At 71.6% G+C, this 16,523-nt stretch carries 14 protein-coding genes; 7 read left to right on the top strand and 7 right to left on the bottom strand.

All coding sequences use genetic code 11. The features are described from left to right. Positions 1-16 precede the first annotated feature (16 nt). The gene (locus IE239_RS34360; protein ID WP_190153387.1) at positions 17-622 is read right to left on the bottom strand and encodes a hypothetical protein; all 606 of its coding nucleotides are present in this window, start codon (positions 620-622) and stop codon (positions 17-19) included. 420 nt (positions 623-1,042) lie between these two features. Here IE239_RS34360 and IE239_RS34355 point away from each other — a divergent pair, with 420 nt between their 5' ends. From IE239_RS34355 to IE239_RS34340, 4 genes are all read left to right on the top strand, one after another. After that, positions 1,043-3,889, top strand: a complete 2,847-nt coding sequence (locus IE239_RS34355; protein WP_190153440.1) for a nitrate- and nitrite sensing domain-containing protein — start codon at positions 1,043-1,045, stop codon at positions 3,887-3,889. Next, positions 3,886-4,317, top strand: coding sequence for a roadblock/LC7 domain-containing protein (locus tag IE239_RS34350; RefSeq protein ID WP_190153386.1), 432 nt, complete (start codon positions 3,886-3,888; stop codon positions 4,315-4,317). The genes IE239_RS34355 and IE239_RS34350 overlap by 4 nt, the downstream gene beginning before the upstream one ends. 9 nt (positions 4,318-4,326) lie before the next feature. Beyond that, complete coding sequence (locus IE239_RS34345; protein ID WP_190153385.1) at positions 4,327-4,722, top strand: DUF742 domain-containing protein; 396 nt, start codon at positions 4,327-4,329, stop codon at positions 4,720-4,722. Between the two features lie 283 nt (positions 4,723-5,005). Then, a complete protein-coding gene (locus IE239_RS34340) occupies positions 5,006-5,611 on the top strand; it encodes a GTP-binding protein (RefSeq protein ID WP_190153384.1) in 606 nt (201 codons plus the stop codon). Between the two features lie 50 nt (positions 5,612-5,661). Here IE239_RS34340 and IE239_RS34335 read toward each other — a convergent pair whose 3' ends face one another. Together IE239_RS34335 and IE239_RS34330 are read right to left on the bottom strand one after the other, a co-directional pair. Then, positions 5,662-6,852: a lipid-transfer protein gene (locus IE239_RS34335; RefSeq protein WP_190153383.1), complete on the bottom strand. Its 1,191-nt coding sequence runs from the start codon at positions 6,850-6,852 to the stop codon at positions 5,662-5,664. Continuing rightward, positions 6,849-7,274: a Zn-ribbon domain-containing OB-fold protein gene (locus IE239_RS34330; RefSeq protein ID WP_190153439.1), complete on the bottom strand. Its 426-nt coding sequence runs from the start codon at positions 7,272-7,274 to the stop codon at positions 6,849-6,851. Before IE239_RS34330 ends, IE239_RS34335 begins: the two co-directional genes overlap by 4 nt. Positions 7,275-7,573: 299 nt before the next feature. Between IE239_RS34330 and IE239_RS34325 the strand changes: the two genes are divergently transcribed. Then, on the top strand, positions 7,574-8,110 hold the full coding sequence (locus tag IE239_RS34325) for an NUDIX domain-containing protein (protein WP_190153382.1): 537 nt from the start codon (positions 7,574-7,576) through the stop codon (positions 8,108-8,110). 2 nt (positions 8,111-8,112) lie between these two features. Here the strand turns inward: IE239_RS34325 and IE239_RS34320 are convergent, their stop codons facing one another. After that, positions 8,113-10,479, bottom strand: a complete 2,367-nt coding sequence (locus IE239_RS34320; protein ID WP_190153381.1) for a glycoside hydrolase family 31 protein — start codon at positions 10,477-10,479, stop codon at positions 8,113-8,115. Between the two features lie 215 nt (positions 10,480-10,694). On the opposite strand from IE239_RS34320, the gene IE239_RS34315 reads away from it, so the two are divergent. Further along, positions 10,695-12,662 (top strand): acetoacetate--CoA ligase, encoded by a 1,968-nt coding sequence (locus IE239_RS34315; protein WP_190153380.1) that lies wholly within the window; start codon positions 10,695-10,697, stop codon positions 12,660-12,662. Between the two features lie 218 nt (positions 12,663-12,880). Next, positions 12,881-13,774: a DUF8829 domain-containing protein gene (locus IE239_RS34310; RefSeq protein ID WP_190153379.1), complete on the top strand. Its 894-nt coding sequence runs from the start codon at positions 12,881-12,883 to the stop codon at positions 13,772-13,774. Positions 13,775-13,857: 83 nt separating this feature from the next. Here IE239_RS34310 and ptsP read toward each other — a convergent pair whose 3' ends face one another. From ptsP to IE239_RS42605, 3 genes are all read right to left on the bottom strand, one after another. Further along, complete coding sequence (ptsP, locus tag IE239_RS34305; protein ID WP_190153378.1) at positions 13,858-15,528, bottom strand: phosphoenolpyruvate--protein phosphotransferase; 1,671 nt, start codon at positions 15,526-15,528, stop codon at positions 13,858-13,860. An 80-nt stretch (positions 15,529-15,608) separates the two neighbouring features. After that, positions 15,609-16,058, bottom strand: coding sequence for a PTS sugar transporter subunit IIA (locus IE239_RS34300; RefSeq protein ID WP_190153377.1), 450 nt, complete (start codon positions 16,056-16,058; stop codon positions 15,609-15,611). 236 nt (positions 16,059-16,294) lie between these two features. After that, on the bottom strand, positions 16,295-16,523 hold a 229-nt coding region (locus IE239_RS42605), incomplete at its 5' end, for a hypothetical protein (protein ID WP_229878546.1).

Below are 16,523 nucleotides of genomic sequence, written 5' to 3'. Positions count from 1 at the left end.
GGGAGCGGTCCGCGCTTCAGGAGTGGGAGAGCCGCCCGGCGCCGCTCCGCCTGCGTATCCTCTCCTGCCCGCGCGCGGCGATTCGTGCCTGCCGACGTGCCCGGCGCCGCTCGCGCCGCAGGGCGCGCGCCGTGCTGCTCGGCGTCGACACCACGCCGTTGCGCTGGTTCCACACCTGCCGGGTGACCCAGACGTCCAGCGCGGCCCAGGTGGCCAGCACCGTGCTCACCACACTGCTGATCACCATGGGGAAGGCGGGCCAGGCCCCGGCCATCGTGCACAGGAACGCGATCATGGCCTGAATCAGCGTCACAGCGATGATCAACACCGCGCGTACGGCGGCCGTGCGCACCGGATCGGGCATCCGGCGTCGACGCGCGGTTTCCTCGACCCACAACGGCCGGTAGGCCACCCGCGCCGGCCGGGCGCCGCGCTCCGCCGACGCGCGCCCCGCCGCGGCCCCGGCACGTCCAGCCGTCGTCACGTCCCCGTTGGCACGTCCAGCCGTTGTCACGCCCCCGTTCGCGGAGGCCCCACGACCCCGTGCCCCGGGTTCCCGCAGTGCCGCACCGCCCGTCGCCGCGCCGTCCTCGGGCGCCTCGCGCCGCTCCGCCGTGCCCATCACCGTGTCACTCCCCACCGCCAGCAGACCGCTCGCCTCCGGGTCGAAGACCCCGCTCCCCAGTGGCTGCCCGGCTTGCGCTGATTTACGCCGCCCGGGTGCGGCATACGGCACGTGTGGCCGATTCCGCCTCCGATTCCCGATCAGTAGGACGCGTGACCTGCCCCGAAGATTCCCGCCTTGCGAAAAATTCTGGCCAACTCGTGTGCGCGGCCGATCGGATCCGGCCGAACTCCCAGGACGGGATTCCAGGGTGGAATCTCCCACAATGGCATGACAACACGCCATGTCTCGCCCCGGGTGCGGAAGTTCGCCTTCCGGACGGCTCTTCGAGATATCGGCGTGTCGGTAGTAGGCTCGCGCCGTTTGTTGACGCACATGTGTACCCCCCTGCCGGTGGGGTCCGAGCAGGGGGAGGCCATGCGCTTTCGCGGGAAGTCGATCCGCCGGAAGATCGTGGCGCTGCTTCTCGTGCCGCTGGTTTCCCTGACGGCGATCTGGGGTTTCGCCACGGTGCTCACGGGGCGTGAGGCGAGCCGTCTGTTCGCTGTGTCGTCCGTGGTCGAAAAGGTGGGCTACCCCATCGAGGACACGGTCCGCGTCGTCCAGCAGGAACGCCGCCAGACCCTCGTCTACCTCGCCGATCCCCGTGCCGCCGGCGCACTGTCCGCTCTGCGCCGCACCCGGACCGCCACCGACGCGGCCATGACCGAGATCCGTGGGAACGCCCGCGACCCCGAGGTGCGCGACGTCCTGGACCAGGACGACAGCGAGGGCCTCACCGCGGTGCTCGACGCCTTCGACGGCATCGACGCCCTGCGCCGGAGCGTCGAGGAGCGCACCGTCACCCGGGCCCAGGCCCTCGACCTCTACACCCAGCTGATCGACCCCTGTTACTCACTGCTGGTCAAGCTGGACGTGGTCGACAGCGTCGAGATGGACAAGCAGTACCGGGCTCTCGTCAGCGTCGCCCACGCCCGTGAACTGCTCTCCCGGGAGGACGCCCTGCTGGGCTCCGCCCTGGTCGTGGGCCGGCTCGGCCGCCAGGAGATCCGCGAGGTCTCCGACCTGCAGGCCCAGCGGGAGGTGGTCTACGACATCAGCCTCGTCCAGTTGCCCGCCGCGGAGCGGGAACGCTACGAGAGCTTCTGGAAGAACGCCACCACCGCCCCGCTGCGCACGGTCGAACTGGCCGTCGTCGGCGCCAAGCCCGGCGATCCGCCCCGCGGGGTCAGCGCCAAGAACTGGGACACGGCGGCCGGCAGCGTCCTGGACGAACTCGGCGCTCTGGACGACCAGGCCAACGACCGTTATCAGGACCGGGTCCGCCCGGTGGCGATCGAGGTCATCGTCAAGGCGGTCGTCGCGGGCGTCTTCGGGCTGGTCGCCCTGCTCGTCTCCCTCGTGCTGTCGGTGCGCATCGGACGTGGCCTCATCCGCGACCTGCGCCAGCTCCGGGTGGAGGCCCACGAGGCGTCCGGAGTGCGGCTGCCCAGCGTGATGCGCCGTCTCTCCGCGGGCGAACAGGTCGACGTCGAGACCGAAGTGCCGCGGCTGGAGTACGACAAGAACGAGATGGGCGAGGTGGGCCAGGCCCTCAACACCCTTCAGCGCGCCGCCGTCGAGGCCGCCGTCAAGCAGGCCGAACTGCGCTCCGGCGTCTCCGAGGTCTTCGTCAACCTGGCCCGACGCAGCCAGGTGCTGCTGCACAAGCAGCTCACCCTGCTCGACACCATGGAACGCCGCACCGAGGACACGGAGGAACTCGCCGACCTCTTCCGCCTCGACCACCTCACCACCCGCATGCGGCGCCACGCCGAAGGACTGGTGATCCTCTCGGGGGCCGCTCCTTCCCGGCAGTGGCGCAAGCCCGTGCAGCTCATGGACATCGTGCGCGCCGCCGTCGCCGAGGTCGAGGACTACGAACGCATCGAGGTCCGCCGTCTGCCCCGACTGGCCGCCACCGGCCCGGCCGTCGCCGACCTCACACACCTGGTGGCCGAACTGCTCGAGAACGCCACGGTGTTCTCCCCGCCGCACACCGCCGTCCAGGTGTACGGCGACCGGGTGGCCAACGGCTTCACCCTCGAAATTCACGACCGCGGCCTCGGCATGGCGCCCGAAGCCCTCCTGGAGGCCAATCTCCGGCTCGCCGAGACACCGGAGTTCGAGCTCTCCGACACCGACCGCCTCGGTCTGTTCGTGGTCAGCCGGCTCGCGCAGCGGCAGAATGTCCGCGTCTCGCTGCAGCCCTCGCCGTACGGCGGGACGACCGCCGTCGTCTTCATTCCCGACGCGCTGCTGACCGACGACGTCCCCGACACCAACGGCATCGGTTTCCGACTCGACCGTCCCCGGCCCCCGAAGGAGGCCGAGCTCGCAGAGAACCGCAGGTCCGCGCTGTCCCCGGCCTCTGCGCAGCTCCCGGGAGTCCCCGCCTCGCTGCTCGACGGGCCGGTCGAACTCGAAGCCCCCGTCGGTCTGGACGCCCTCGGCGAATTCAAGGTCCCGCTGGCCGAGGACGACGACCAGGGTGTTCTGTTCCGTCCCCGTCGCTCCCTCACCGAGGCCGACGAGCCGAGCGCCGGCGTCGTCGACCAGCACCGCAGACCGTCCGCCGGGCCGGGCGACCCCGAGAGGTCCGTCGCAGACGGCCCCGCCGCGCCCGTGCCGCTGCTGCCGGGGCGCCGCACGCCCAAGCTGGTCAGCTCGCACGGGCGCCCCGTCCCCGAGCAGCGCACCCCGCGCGCGGAGGCGGATCCGGAGTTCCCGGCCGGGCCCGGCCCGCGCCGCGTCGCTGACGGCCGGCCGGCGCCTCTGCCGTCCCGCCGACGTGGCACGGCGGCCCAGATTCCCCACGGCGGAGCCACCGAAGGCCTCCCCGCCCAGGAGCACGCAGGCCGCGGTGCGCAGGAGCCTTCCTCGCCCGCCGCACTGCCACGACGCGCGCGCCAGGCCGCGGCCCCGTCCGACGCCCCGGACGGCGGCGCCGGTCGGCGAGGGGACGCGGACCGGAACACCGGCTCCGGCACGGGGGCGCTGCCGCGGCGCGTGCGCCAGGCGAACCTGGCTCCGCAGCTGCGGCAAGGCCCGGCGCCGCGGGCGGAGAACCGCGCCGACCCGGCGGACCGGGACGCCGACGAGGTACGCAGCCGCATGGCCTCGCTCCAGCGTGGCTGGCAGCGCGGCCGCGTGGAGAACGCCGCGGGCGACGACGCCCACAGCGGCACAGCACCACAACGAACGACAAAGGGGGACGGTCGATGACCGCACCGAAGACGACCGGCCACACCAGCATCAACGGCGAGCTGAACTGGCTCCTCGACGAACTGGTCGACCGTGTCGCCAGCATCCGTAAGGCCGTCGTCCTCTCCGGCGACGGTCTGCCGACGGGAGTGTCGAAGGACCTGACCCGCGAGGACAGCGAGCACCTCGCCGCCGTCGCGTCCGGATTCCACAGCCTCGCCAAGGGCGTCGGCCGCCACTTCGAGGCCGGCAGCGTCCGCCAGACGGTCGTCGAGCTCGACGACGCGTTCCTGTTCGTCACCGCCGCCGGCGACGGCAGCTGTCTCGCCGTCCTCTCGGACGCCGACTCGGACGTGGGCCTCGTGGCGTACGAGATGACGCTGCTCGTCAAGCGGGTCGGCGTGCATCTGGGCGCCGCCCCGCGCACCGATCTGCCCTCGGGCGGGTAGTGGGACGGCATGAGCACAGACGGTCAGGGAAGCAGTCACTGGTTCGACGACGAGGCCGGGCCGGTCGTCCGTCCGTACGCCATGACACGCGGCCGCACCACCAGTGCGGGCCAGCATCGTCTCGACCTGATCGCGGTCGTCGTCGCCGAGCCCCACGCGGATGACGCGGAAGAGGACCCCTCGCTGTCGCCCGAGCACGTGGACATCGCGGTGCTGTGCCGTGACGCGCCGCAGTCGGTCGCCGAACTCGCCGCTGAACTCAACCTCCCCATCGGGGTGGTACGGGTCCTGGTCGGCGACCTCGTGGACGCGCAGTTCGTCCATGTGAACCGGCCGGTACCCCCGGCCGAGCTGCCGGACGAAAGCATTCTCCGCGACGTGATCAACGGTCTCCGGGCGCTGTGAACAGCGCGGACGAGACGGCGGCCGGCTCCCGGCGCACGCGCCGCCGTCGCGGAACCCCGGCCGTGCCTGCCGTCGGACCCGTCGCGGGAGCCCTGTACGGGGCCCCGGCGGGCGGGCCGAGGGCTCCGGCACTGCGTACGGCATCCCACGGGGCAGGGAACACGACAGGACGACGAGGCCGTCGCCCCCGGCCGTCGTCCGTCCCTGTCGACCGGCCGGCCGGCTCACCGGCCGACCCACTGCCCCACCCCCTCATCAAGCCATCGAGCAGGAGAAGAGATCGATGATCTTCGGGCGTTCTGAGCGCGGCAAGCCCCCGGTCGAGCCCGTCACGCTCAAGATCCTGGTGGCCGGCGGCTTCGGCGTGGGCAAGACGACCCTCGTCGGCGCCGTCAGCGAGATCAAGCCGCTGCGTACCGAGGAGTACCTCACCGAAGCCGGTCGTCCCGTCGACGACACCACCGGCGTCGAAGGCAAGCACACCACCACCGTCGCCATGGACTTCGGGCGCATCACCCTGCGCGAGGACCTGGTCCTGTACCTGTTCGGGACGCCGGGCCAGGAGCGGTTCTGGTTCATGTGGGACGAGCTCTCCGAGGGCGCGCTCGGCGCCGTCGTACTCGCCGACACCCGCCGCCTGGAGGACTGCTTCGCCGCCGTCGACTACTTCGAGCGGCGCTCCATACCGTTCCTGATCGCCGTGAACTGCTTCGAGGGATCGGCGCGTTATCCCGAGGAGGACGTGCGCGGCGCGCTAGACCTCGACGACGACGTACCGGTCATCCTGTGTGACGCCCGTGACCGGAGGTCGGTCAGAGACGTCCTCGTCGGCGTCGTCCAGCATGCGATGGACTACGGCGCCGAACGCCGTGAGACCGTCACCACCTAGCGGCGGCGCGGGGCGAGGGCGCCGCCGTTCCAGGCGTTCCGGCCCCCTCCTCACCGCACGGCGACCACCGCCGAGCCATGGCCGAACAGCCCCTGGTTGGCCGTGACGGCCACGCGCGCGTCCGCGATCTGGCGGTCGCCCGCCTGCCCGCGCAACTGCCAGGTGACCTCGCAGACCTGGGCGATGGCCTGGGCGGGCACCGCCTCCCCGAAGGAGGCCAGTCCGCCGCTCGGGTTCACCGGTATGCGGCCGCCCGGCGCGGTCGCGCCCTCCCGCAGCAGTTTGACGGCCTCGCCGTCGCCGCACAGACCCAGGTCCTCGTACCACTGCAGCTCCAGAGCCGTCGACAGGTCGTAGACCTCGGCGAGGGACAGGTCCTCGGGGCCGAGGCCCGCCTCCTCGTAGGCGGTCCGGGCGATGGACGCGCGGAACGGTTCAGCGCCCGGCTCGGCCCCTCCGGCGGAGTCGGTCGCGATGTCCGGAAGGTCGAGCACCGTGTGGGGGTATCGGGGGGTGACGGTGGACACCGCCCTGATCCGCACCGGATCCGTCACCCCGTGCCGACGGGCGAACCGCATGCTGGACAGCACCAGGGCCGCTCCGCCGTCGGAGGTCGCGCAGATGTCCAGCAGCCGCAGCGGATCGGCGACGACGGGGGAGGCGGCGACCTCCTCCGCAGTGACCCGCGTGCGGTAGCGCGCGTACGGGTTGAGAGCGCCCATGGCCGCGTTCTTCACCTTGACCTGGGCGAAGTCCTCCGGGGTGTCCCCGTGCACCGCCATGCGTCTGCGCGCGTACAGCCCGAAGTACGCCGGATTGGTCGCGCCCAGCGCACGGAACCGCAGCCAGTCCGGGTCGTCCGGCCGGTCTCCTCCCGCCGGGCGGAAGAAGCCCTTGGGTGCGGCGTCGGCCCCCACCACCAGCACCACGTCCGCCCGGCCCGCGAGGATCTGGGCCCGGGCCGTATCGATCGCCTGCGCTCCGGACGCGCACGCCGCGTACACGCTCGTCACCCGGGCTCCCTGCCACCCCAGCGCCTTCGCGAACGTCGCCCCCGCCACGTAGCCCGGATACCCGCCGCGCACCGTGTCCGCGCCGACGATCGAATCGACGTCCCGCCACGCCACGCCCGCGTCCGCGAGAGCCGCCCGCGCCGCCTTCACCCCGTACTCGACGAAGCCGCGCCCCCACTTGCCCCACGGATGCATTCCCGCGCCGAGCACCGCCACCTCTGCCGTCATCCCGTCACCCCCGTGGGCCGCCATCGCCAGATCGTCCAGGTCGTCTCCGCGTCCTCGTTGAGCACGCCGGGGACGACCTCCACCTCCATGCCCACCGTCAGATCGGCGACGGTGATCCCGGGAACCGCCTGTCCCAGCACCACGATCTGCTCGGACTCCAGCTCCACAGCGATCAACGCGTACGGCTCCCACGGAAGTTCCGGATCCGTCACATAGGGTGACGGAGGGCGGTACCGGCTGTCCGTGTACGACCACACGCGTCCGCGCCGGGAGAGCGGGACCTCCTCCAGATCGTCGCTCTCGCAGTCCGGATTGCGGCAGTGCGCGTCCTCCCGGGGGAAGAAGACCGCCCGGCACTCCGAGCAACGCGTCCCGAGCAGCCTGAAGTCCTCTCCCTCCCCGGTGAACCATCCGGCGACCACAGGCATGCGTGTACGTGACAAGGCCCCTCCCGAGCTCACCATCTGACGGCTCGTCAGGAGTGTGGCACGCCGGTGGTGAAATGGGCAGGGCGAAGACATGACGCGACGCTCCACAGAGCAACGTGCCGTCGCGCGGACACATGGGAACCGGTTCCGACCGGCTCGAGACGCCGGCCCACCCCAAGCCCCAGCCCACCCGGACTCCCACTCGGGCTCTCCGGCTCCGCCGGATCCCTCGTCGGACGGCGCCGAGCTGCTCCCGTACGACGCCCACCCCAAGATCGGATACGCTCCGCCGCGTGTCCGAAACTCTGCATTCCACTGCGAACTCCGCGCGCGGCTCCCACTGTTCGAGCTGCGGAGCGCCCTACGGGGAGGGCGTCACCGACTGGCCCCGCACCTGTCGGGTCTGCTCCGCCGTGGTCTATCGCAACCCCCTGCCGGTGGCCGTCGCGCTCCAGCCCGTGTACGACTCGAAGGGCACCGCCCTGGTCGTCATCACCCGAACCATCGCTCCCGCGCGCGGGGGCATAGCCCTGCCCGGCGGCTTCATCGACGACCGCGAGGAGTGGCGGCAGGCCGTCGTCCGCGAGCTCAGGGAGGAGACCGGGATCGAGGCGGCGTCCCGCGACGTGCGGCTCGCCGACGCCATGAGCTCGCCCGACGGTCACCTGCTGCTGTTCGGTCTCCTTCCGGAGCGCTCTGCGGACGGGCTGCCGGCGTCCGCCGCGACCGACGAGACCGAGGGCTGGCACCTGCTGCACCGGCCGGAGGAACTCGCCTTCCCGCTCCACACCATCGCAGTGCGGGCGTTCTTCGAGGGCCGCTACATCTGACGTCACCGCTCGCCGAGCCCGCGAACGCGGACCGGGTGGGACGGCGCCCGCACGCCGTCCTCACCCTCCCGTTCCACGACGATCCGCAGCCCCTCCCAGCGGGTGACGTACCGCTCGGTCCGCGGCTCTTCCCCGCCGTCTCCCGCTTCCCGCACCACCAGGCCCCCGCCCCTCCGCCCGCGGGCCGGCGCCCACACCTCCAGTTCCAGCCCGCCGTCCTCGCCCCGCACCGGCAGCACGGCGCCCGCGCGCGCGAGCACCGGAATACGCGACGCCGGGGCCTCCACGAGCACCTGCCCCGGCCCCTCGTACACCCGGCCCGTCGCCGTGTCGTACCAGCGTCCCCGCGGAAGCCGCACCGTGCGCCGGTCGACGCCGGGCTCCAGCACGGGCGCCACCAGCAGACAGTCGCCCAGGAGGAAGGCGTCCTCACAGTCCCGCAAGGTCCGGTTCCCGGGGGATCCCCACCACACCGGACGCACACAGGGAGCGCCGGTACGGCTCGCCAGATGCGCCAGCGTCACGAAGTACGGCAACAGCCGCCGACGCTCCAAGAGCGCCCCACGCGCGTGCTCCAGCACCTCCTCGCCGAACTCCCACGGCTCCCGCCCGCCCCCGCGCCCGACTCCATGCGTGCGGAACAACGGAAGGTAAGCCCCCAGCTGGAGCCGGCGCAGATACAGCTCGGGCGACGGACTGCCGTCGAATCCGCCCAAGTCCGGCCCCGAATACGGCACCCCGCACAACCCGAGGCCCATCACCAGCGACAACGACGCCCGCAGCCCCGGCCAGCCGGCGCCCACATCCCCCGGCCAGGCTCCTCCGTAGCGCTGCAGACCCGCCCAGCCGGACCGCGAGACGACGAACGGGCGCTGCTCCGGATCCGGCCCCCGCAGGCCCTCGTACGCCGCCCGGGCCATGCACAGCCCGTACACGTTGTGCGCCTCGCGGTGATCACCGCCGTGCCCCTCCAGGACGTGCCGTGCCGACCGGGGCAACGTCGGCTCCCCGAAGGCGGCGAACAACGTCGGCTCGTTCCTGTCGTGCCAGAATCCGGCGAAGCCCTGCTCGATCCGCTCGGCATAGAGACCACCCCACCACTGCCGCACTCGCGCGTGCGTGAAATCCGGGAACACCGTCTCCCCGGGTCGCCCCACGCCCTCGACGAGCCGCCCCGACGCGTCCCGCACGAACACGTCCTCGGCGACCCCGCCCTCGTACACGGCGCTGCCCGGCGCGGCCTTGACCGCCGGATCCACCGCCGACACCAGGCGTATCCCGTCCCGCCGCAGCTCATCGGCCAGCACCGACAGTTTCGGGAAACGCTCCTGGTCGACGGTGAAGACCTGATGCTCGTCGTAGTGGTCGACGTCCAGGTGGAGCGCGTCCAGCGGCAGTCCGTGCTCCTGATAGTCCGCGACGATCCGTCGGACCTCCTGCTCGCCGCCGAGGCCCCGCCGCGCGTGATGGTGCCCCAGAGCCCACTCGGGCGGCACCGCCGCCGCCCCGGTGAGCGATGCCCAGGCGAGGAGCACGCGCGCGGGAGTGCCCACCATCACCCAGCACCGCAACGGCCCGCCGTCCATCCGCACCTCACACGACCCCGGCCGGTCGTGCCCGGAGCCCGCCCCCTCCTCGCCCTCCCGCACCACGACCGTGCCGTCCCAGGAGGTGTCGTGGAACACCAGATGCGTCCCCGCGTCGGCCACCACGAGCTGCACCGGCATCGTCACACCCGACGGGTCGTGGCCCGCACCGGACGCGCGCCCGGGGCCGGTGTTCCACAGCCGGTACGACCCGTCGCGCAACCGCAGCCCGGACGCCCTGCCGCCGAGGCCGAAGAACCGCGCGTCCGCCGCCACCTCCGAGCGCTGCACCCACCGCGCCGCACCGCCCGCCTGCCGCTCCCACCAGCGGGGCGGCAGATCACGACGCAGCACGACTCCTCCCGGCGTGCACACCTCGACGGCGCCGTGCCGAGAGACCACGACCGTCAGCCGCTCCGCCACCACCCGCCAGCCGCCGTCCTTGTCCGGCTCCAGCACCGCACGCGGGTCCGCCTCGGGACACGGGCCGGCCAGCGCGTACGACGGCTCCGGCTCCGCCCCGTCCCAGCCCCAGAACACGGCACCGTTCACGGCGACGCGGATCCTCAGCTCCGAACGGCTGAAGCGGAGCGTCCCACCACCAGGACCCGGCATCGCCTCCTGCACCGGCCCGGGCACCCGCGCGCGCTCAGGACCCCGCGCCGGCAGCCCCACCGCGTCGGCCCGCCTCCTGCGCCACGAGGCCCTCACGGTGCGCAACCCCTGGGCAGCTCCCGCGGAACCGACCGCCTTCATCGAACGCACCAGGTCACGACCGCTCATGCTGCTCACCCTGTCACTGACCGCGTCACGCGCGCGGGTCGTTCAACTGCCGTTCACCTGTGGCGGGAGCACATCTTCACGACTCGGACTGTGGGGCGCCCGCTCTGGTGCAGAAGTCGATCACATGGCATCGTCCGTGTCAGCCGCGTCACGCGCACCACCCCCTGCTCGTGCGCGGGCGACGCACACGACGCGCACAGTCCGGGAGCCGCTTCATGCCCATCGTGAACCCCGAGCCGCTCTGGCGGCCAGATCCGCAGCGAACGGCCCAGGCCCAGATCACCAAGTTCCAGACCTGGGCGGCCGAGCACCACGGAGCGCCCTCCGAAGGCGGTTATCCGGCGCTGCACCGCTGGTCCGTCGACGAGCTGGAGACGTTCTGGAAAGCCCTCACGCAGTGGTTCGACGTACGGTTCTCGACGCCGTACACGCGCGTGCTGGGCGAGCGCGCCATGCCCGGCGCCGCATGGTTCCCCGGCGGGACGCTGAACTACGCCGAACACGCGCTGCGCGCGGCCGCCACCCGGCCGGACGAACCGGCCCTGCTGTACGTCGACGAGATCCACGAACCGAGTCCCGTGACCTGGTCCGAGCTGCGCCGCCAGGTCGGCTCACTGGCCGCCGAACTGCGCGCGCTCGGCGTGAGCCCCGGCGACAGGATCAGCGGATATCTTCCGAACATCCCCCAGGCGGTCGTCGCCCTTCTGGCCACGGCCGCCGTCGGCGGAGTGTGGACTTCCTGCGCCCCCGACTTCGGCGCCCGCAGCGTCCTCGACCGGTTCCAGCAGGTCGAACCCGTCGTCCTGTTCGCCGTCGACGGCTACCGCTACGGCGGCAAGGAACACGACCGCCGCGCCGTCGTCGCCGAACTGCGCGCCGAACTGCCCACCCTGCGCGCCGTGGTCCACATTCCCCTCCTCGGCGCCGAACCGCCCGAGGGCGCCCTGGAATGGTCGGCCCTGACCGCCGCGGACGAAGAACCCCTCTTCGAACAGGTCCCCTTCGACCACCCCCTCTGGGTGCTCTACTCCTCCGGCACCACCGGCCTGCCCAAGGCCATCGTCCAGTCCCAGGGCGGCATCCTCGTCGAGCACCTCAAGCAGCTCGGCCTGCACTGCGACCTCGGGCCCGAGGACCGCTTCTTCTGGTACACCTCGACCGGCTGGATGATGTGGAACTTCCTCGTCTCCGGCCTCCTGACCGGGACGACGATCGTCCTCTACGACGGCAGCCCGGGCCACCCCGACATCGGCGCGCAGTGGCGCGTCGCCGAACGCACCGGCACCACTCTGTACGGCACCTCGGCGGCGTATGTGATGGCCTGCCGCAAGGCGGAGGTGCACCCCTCCCGGGACTTCGACCTCTCCGCGGTCCAGTGCGTCGCCACCACGGGGTCCCCCCTCCCGCCCGACGGCTTCCGCTGGCTGCACGACGAGGTCCGCGACGACCTGTGGATCGCCTCCGTCAGCGGCGGCACGGACGTGTGTTCGTGCTTCGCCGGAGCCGTCCCCACTCTCCCGGTGTACACCGGCGAACTCCAGGCCCCCGGTCTCGGCACCGATCTGCAGGCCTGGGACCCCGACGGCAGGCCCGTGATCGACGAGGTCGGCGAGCTCGTCGTCACCAACCCCATGCCCTCGATGCCGGTCCGCTTCTGGAACGACCCGGACGGCAGCCGCTACCACGACAGCTACTTCGACACCTTTCCCGGCGTCTGGCGGCACGGCGACTGGATCACCGTCACCTCACGCGGCTCCGTCGTCATCCACGGCCGCTCCGACTCCACGCTCAACCGCCAGGGCGTGCGCATGGGCTCCGCGGACATCTACGAGGTCGTCGAACGCATCCCCGAGATCAAGGAATCCCTGGTCATCGGCATCGAGCAGCCCGACGGCGGGTACTGGATGCCGCTCTTCGTGCACCTCGCCCCGGGAGCAGTCCTCGACGCGGCTCTCCTGGACCGCATCAAGCAGGCCATCCGCGAACAGCTCTCCCCACGCCACGTCCCGGACGAGGTCATCGAGGTACCGGGAGTCCCGCACACCCTCACCGGCAAACGCATCGAGGTGCCGGTCAAACGCCTTCTCCAGGGCACCCCCCTGGAGAAGGCCGTCAATCCCGGCTCCATCGACGACCTCGACCTCCTGCACTTCTACGAGGACCTCGCCCGCAATCGATCCTGAGCACGCCCCCGCAGCCGAGGGCCCTGCCGAGCCCCGCAGGGCCGCAGCGGGTCCGCGCCTCGCCGAGCAGGACCGCCGAGGCCGGACCACTTCCCCCACCCCTGTGACCAGCACGTTCCGTGCCGTACGAGGCAGCTGTCGCTCGACCGAACTCTCACTGTCAGTACCGTCGATTACTGTGAGTGAGCATTGATCGACGTGCACAACAGGGGGAAAAAATGGCAGCCACCGACCAGCAGACCATGCGGCGCGTCCTGCGCCGGGAGATCGCCGGCACCATCGGCGTCCTCACCGACGAACACGACTTCCGCGCCATGCGGCGCTACCGCACCTTCACGTTCGACGATCACGCCACCTACCTGCGACAGGTCGAAGGCCTGCTCAGGGCACGCGCCCTGCAAGGCAGCCACACCACGCTGGCCCTCTTCGACCCCCAGGACTACGCCGCCTACTGCACCGCCAAGGGCCTCGACGCCGACGACCCCGCCAACCGCACCCGCTTCACGGCCGAACTCGCGACCACGGGCCCCACCATCCCCTACGAGGGCCAGCCTCTCGCCGACCTCCTGCCCGCCCTCGTCGACGAAGCCGTCCGCCAGGCCACCTGGGAGTACGCTGCCACGCTCCTCGCCCGCCTCGGCGCCTGCGCCACCTGCGGCGAGGACATCGGGCGCGCCGCCTTCACGCATGCCTCGGACCTCCTCGCCCGCATCCTCGACACGGCGCCACCTGGCGACCGGCATCTCGTCTGCAGCGTCACCGGCACGCCCGAAACCCTGGTCGGGGTCCTCCACGCCGACGACCGAGCCGACGACACCGCTGTGCTCGACGACGCCGAGGCCCTGGAGTTCACCACCGTCCTTGCCCTCGGGCTCGCCACCCGGAGCCCGGGCGGACTGGTCATGCGCACCAGCGCTCCGGGCGTCTCCGACCAGATCTACGGATGGCGTCTGCGCGGCGACGGCCTCGAACCCCTGACCGCCGGCGAAGTCTTCGACGCCTACTGCACCGACATCGAATCCGGCGACCTCATCTCACCGGAGTCCGGCGTCGACTACTGCTTCCCACCGGACCTCGGTCCCAGGGGAGGGCCCTCAGGCCACGCCCACTGATCGACGGGAACCCGACCGCGCCAGGGGCGCTCCACCCGAAGGCGGAGCGCCCCTGGCCACCGGCCCGCTGCCTACGGCTCCGGCTACTCCCCGGACAGCGCGGCCTGCGCCGCCTCGCGCGCTTCCGCCGCGCTGTCGCAGGCACGTGCCGCGGCCGCGGCACGCTCGCACTGCGCCAGCGTGTACTTCGCCAGCGCACCACGCACATAGGGAATCGACGCGGACCCCATGGAAAGAGAGGTGACCCCCAGACCGGTCAGCACACACGCGAGCAGCGGATCGGCGGCGGCCTCGCCGCACACACCGCAGCTCTTGCCCTCGGCCTTGGCCGCCTCGGCGGACAGGGCCACGAGGTCCAGCAGCGCGGGCTGCCACGGATCCTGCAGACGGGACACCGCTCCCACCTGCCGGTCGGCCGCGAACGTGTACTGCGCGAGGTCGTTCGTGCCGAGAGACAGGAACTCCACCTCCTGCAGGATCGAGCGAGCCCGCAGGGCCGCCGACGGAATCTCGACCATCGCGCCGAACTTCGCTCGCAGCCCCGCCTCGCGACACGCGTCCGCGAAGGCCTTGGCGTCCGCGCGGTCCGCCACCATGGGCGCCATCACCTCGAGGTGGACCGGCAGCCCCTCGGCAGCCTTCGCCAGCGCCGTCAGCTGCGTCCGCAGCACGTCGGGGTGGTCCAGGAGCGTCCGAAGCCCCCGCACGCCCAGCGCGGGGTTGGGTTCGTCGGCCGGCGTCAGGAAGTCCAGAGGTTTGTCCGCCCCCGCATCCAGCACCCGTACGACGACGCGACCCTCCGGGAACGCCTCGAGCACCTGCCGGTAGGCCTCGACCTGCTTCCCCTCCGACGGCGCGTTCTCGCTGTCGTCGAGGAAGAGGAACTCGGTACGGAAGAGCCCGACGCCCTCTGCCCCGGCGTCGAGGGCAGCCGGCACGTCGGCGGGCCCGCCGACATTCGCCAGCAGCGGCACCTTGTGACCGTCGGCGGTGGCGCCAGGCCCGGTCGAGGCCGCCAGCGCCGCCCTGCGCTCGGCGGCCGCCGCTTCGAGCTGCGCCTTCTTCGCGTCGCTCGGGTTCACGAAGACGTCGCCGGTGCTGCCGTCGACGGCGATCACCGTGCCCTCCGCGAGCTCACCGGCCCCCGGCAGAGCCACGACGGCCGGCACCCCGAGCGCGCGGGCGAGAATCGCGCTGTGACTCGTCGGCCCGCCTTCCTCGGTCACGAAGCCGAGGACCAGCGTCGGGTCCAGCAACGCGGTGTCGGCGGGGGCCAGGTCGCGGGCGACCAGCACGTACGGCTCGTCACTGTCGGGCACCCCCGGCATCGGGACACCCAGCAGACGGGCGACGATGCGATTGCGCACATCGTCGAGGTCGGCCACGCGACCTGCCAGATACTCACCCGCTCCGGCCAGCAACTCGCGGTAGGCGGCGAAGGCGTCGTACACGGCGCGCTCGGCCGTGCTGCCGACGGCGATACGCCGGTCCACGTCGACCATCAGCTCGGGGTCCTGGGCCATCATGGCCTGCGCCTCGAGCACCGCCTGGGCTTCGCCTCCCGCCAGATTGCCCCGCGCCGTCAGGTCGGCTGCCACAGCCTCCACGGCCTTGCGGGCGCGCCCCTGTTCGCGCCCCGCATCCTCCGCCGGGATCTGCTTCGCGGGCGGTTCGAGCACCGCCGTTCCCATGTGCCGTACCTCGCCGATCGCCACACCGTGGCTCACGCCGACGCCTCGCAGCGTTGTCTCCATCTCACCCGTCTCCCATAGTGCGGCGGGTCCCGCCGCCGCGGTGGTTGTCCTGTGTGCCGTCGGCCGGGACGGCGTCGGCGTCACTGCCAGGAAAACAGAACGTCGCCTGCTTTCACATCGCCGTCCTCACGGAGATCGCCCAGGGCGTCGGCCGTGGCTTCCAGAGCGACGATCGGGCACACCGGCGACTTGCCGGCCGATTCCACCGCACTCGGGTCCCATCGCACGATGGCCTGCCCGCGCGTGACGGTGTCTCCCTTGTTCACGAGGAGTTCGAAGCCCTCGCCGTTGAGCTGCACGGTGTCGATCCCGAGATGGGTGAGCACGCCGTGCCCCTCCGGGGCGACGACGACGAAAGCGTGCGGGTGGAGGGAGACGATGACGCCGTCCACCGGCGCGATGGCCTCGGAGGGTTCGCGCACCGGGTCGATCGCCGTGCCCGGGCCGACCATGGCTCCGGAGAAGACCGGATCCGGCACCGCTGCCAGTCCGACGGCGCGTCCTGCGATCGGGGACGTCACGGTGGTCATGGGAAGCCTCCCAGGGATGGAGATGTATAGGGGCCGTTACTGTCTGTCCAGGTCAGCGCACTGTGCAGCAGCGTATGTCAGATGAACTGACGGTTCCGCACGAGAACGACCGATCCGTGGTCTAGACCACTACCCTAGACGATTTGCAGCAGCTCCGCGGCCCCGTGTACAGTCGTGCTCCTGCTTCAGGGTGAACGGCGCGATCAAGCACGCTCATCGAGCAGCATTCAAATTTGTCAGATCCCATCCTCGGATCGCATTCCGCATGCCTGCGGAACGGTGGTCAGAGGGGCGGGAAAACCCTGATAGAGTTTGAAACGCAAGACGAAGGGAAGCGCCCGGAGGAAAGCCCGAGAGGTTCGGGTGATTACAAAGGAAGCGTCCGTTCCTTGAGAACTCAACAGCGTGCCAAAAATCAACGCCAGATATGTTGATACCCCGTCCCCGGCCGTGAAAGCCGAGGAT

It is taken from the genome of Streptomyces humidus, from assembly GCF_014649655.1.
Lineage (GTDB): Bacteria > Actinomycetota > Actinomycetes > Streptomycetales > Streptomycetaceae > Streptomyces > Streptomyces humidus.
Note: the sequence above shows the minus strand (reverse complement) of the source record. Positions and strands in the feature narration are given on the sequence as shown.

Bases quoted from the DNA above. Each gene is read 5' to 3' on its own strand.
- IE239_RS34335 (WP_190153383.1), bottom strand. From the start codon at position 6,852: ATGACGGCAGAGGTGGCGGTGCTCGGCGCGGGAATGCATCCGTGGGGC.
- IE239_RS34320 (WP_190153381.1), bottom strand. From the start codon at position 10,479: ATGAGCGGTCGTGACCTGGTGCGTTCGATGAAGGCGGTCGGTTCCGCG.
- IE239_RS34355 (WP_190153440.1), top strand. From the start codon at position 1,043: ATGCGCTTTCGCGGGAAGTCGATCCGCCGGAAGATCGTGGCGCTGCTT.
- IE239_RS34300 (WP_190153377.1), bottom strand. From the start codon at position 16,058: ATGACCACCGTGACGTCCCCGATCGCAGGACGCGCCGTCGGACTGGCA.
- IE239_RS34315 (WP_190153380.1), top strand. From the start codon at position 10,695: ATGCCCATCGTGAACCCCGAGCCGCTCTGGCGGCCAGATCCGCAGCGA.
- IE239_RS34360 (WP_190153387.1), bottom strand. From the start codon at position 622: ATGGGCACGGCGGAGCGGCGCGAGGCGCCCGAGGACGGCGCGGCGACG.
- IE239_RS34345 (WP_190153385.1), top strand. From the start codon at position 4,327: ATGAGCACAGACGGTCAGGGAAGCAGTCACTGGTTCGACGACGAGGCC.
- IE239_RS34310 (WP_190153379.1), top strand. From the start codon at position 12,881: ATGGCAGCCACCGACCAGCAGACCATGCGGCGCGTCCTGCGCCGGGAG.
- ptsP (WP_190153378.1), bottom strand. From the start codon at position 15,528: ATGGAGACAACGCTGCGAGGCGTCGGCGTGAGCCACGGTGTGGCGATC.
- IE239_RS34350 (WP_190153386.1), top strand. From the start codon at position 3,886: ATGACCGCACCGAAGACGACCGGCCACACCAGCATCAACGGCGAGCTG.
- IE239_RS34340 (WP_190153384.1), top strand. From the start codon at position 5,006: ATGATCTTCGGGCGTTCTGAGCGCGGCAAGCCCCCGGTCGAGCCCGTC.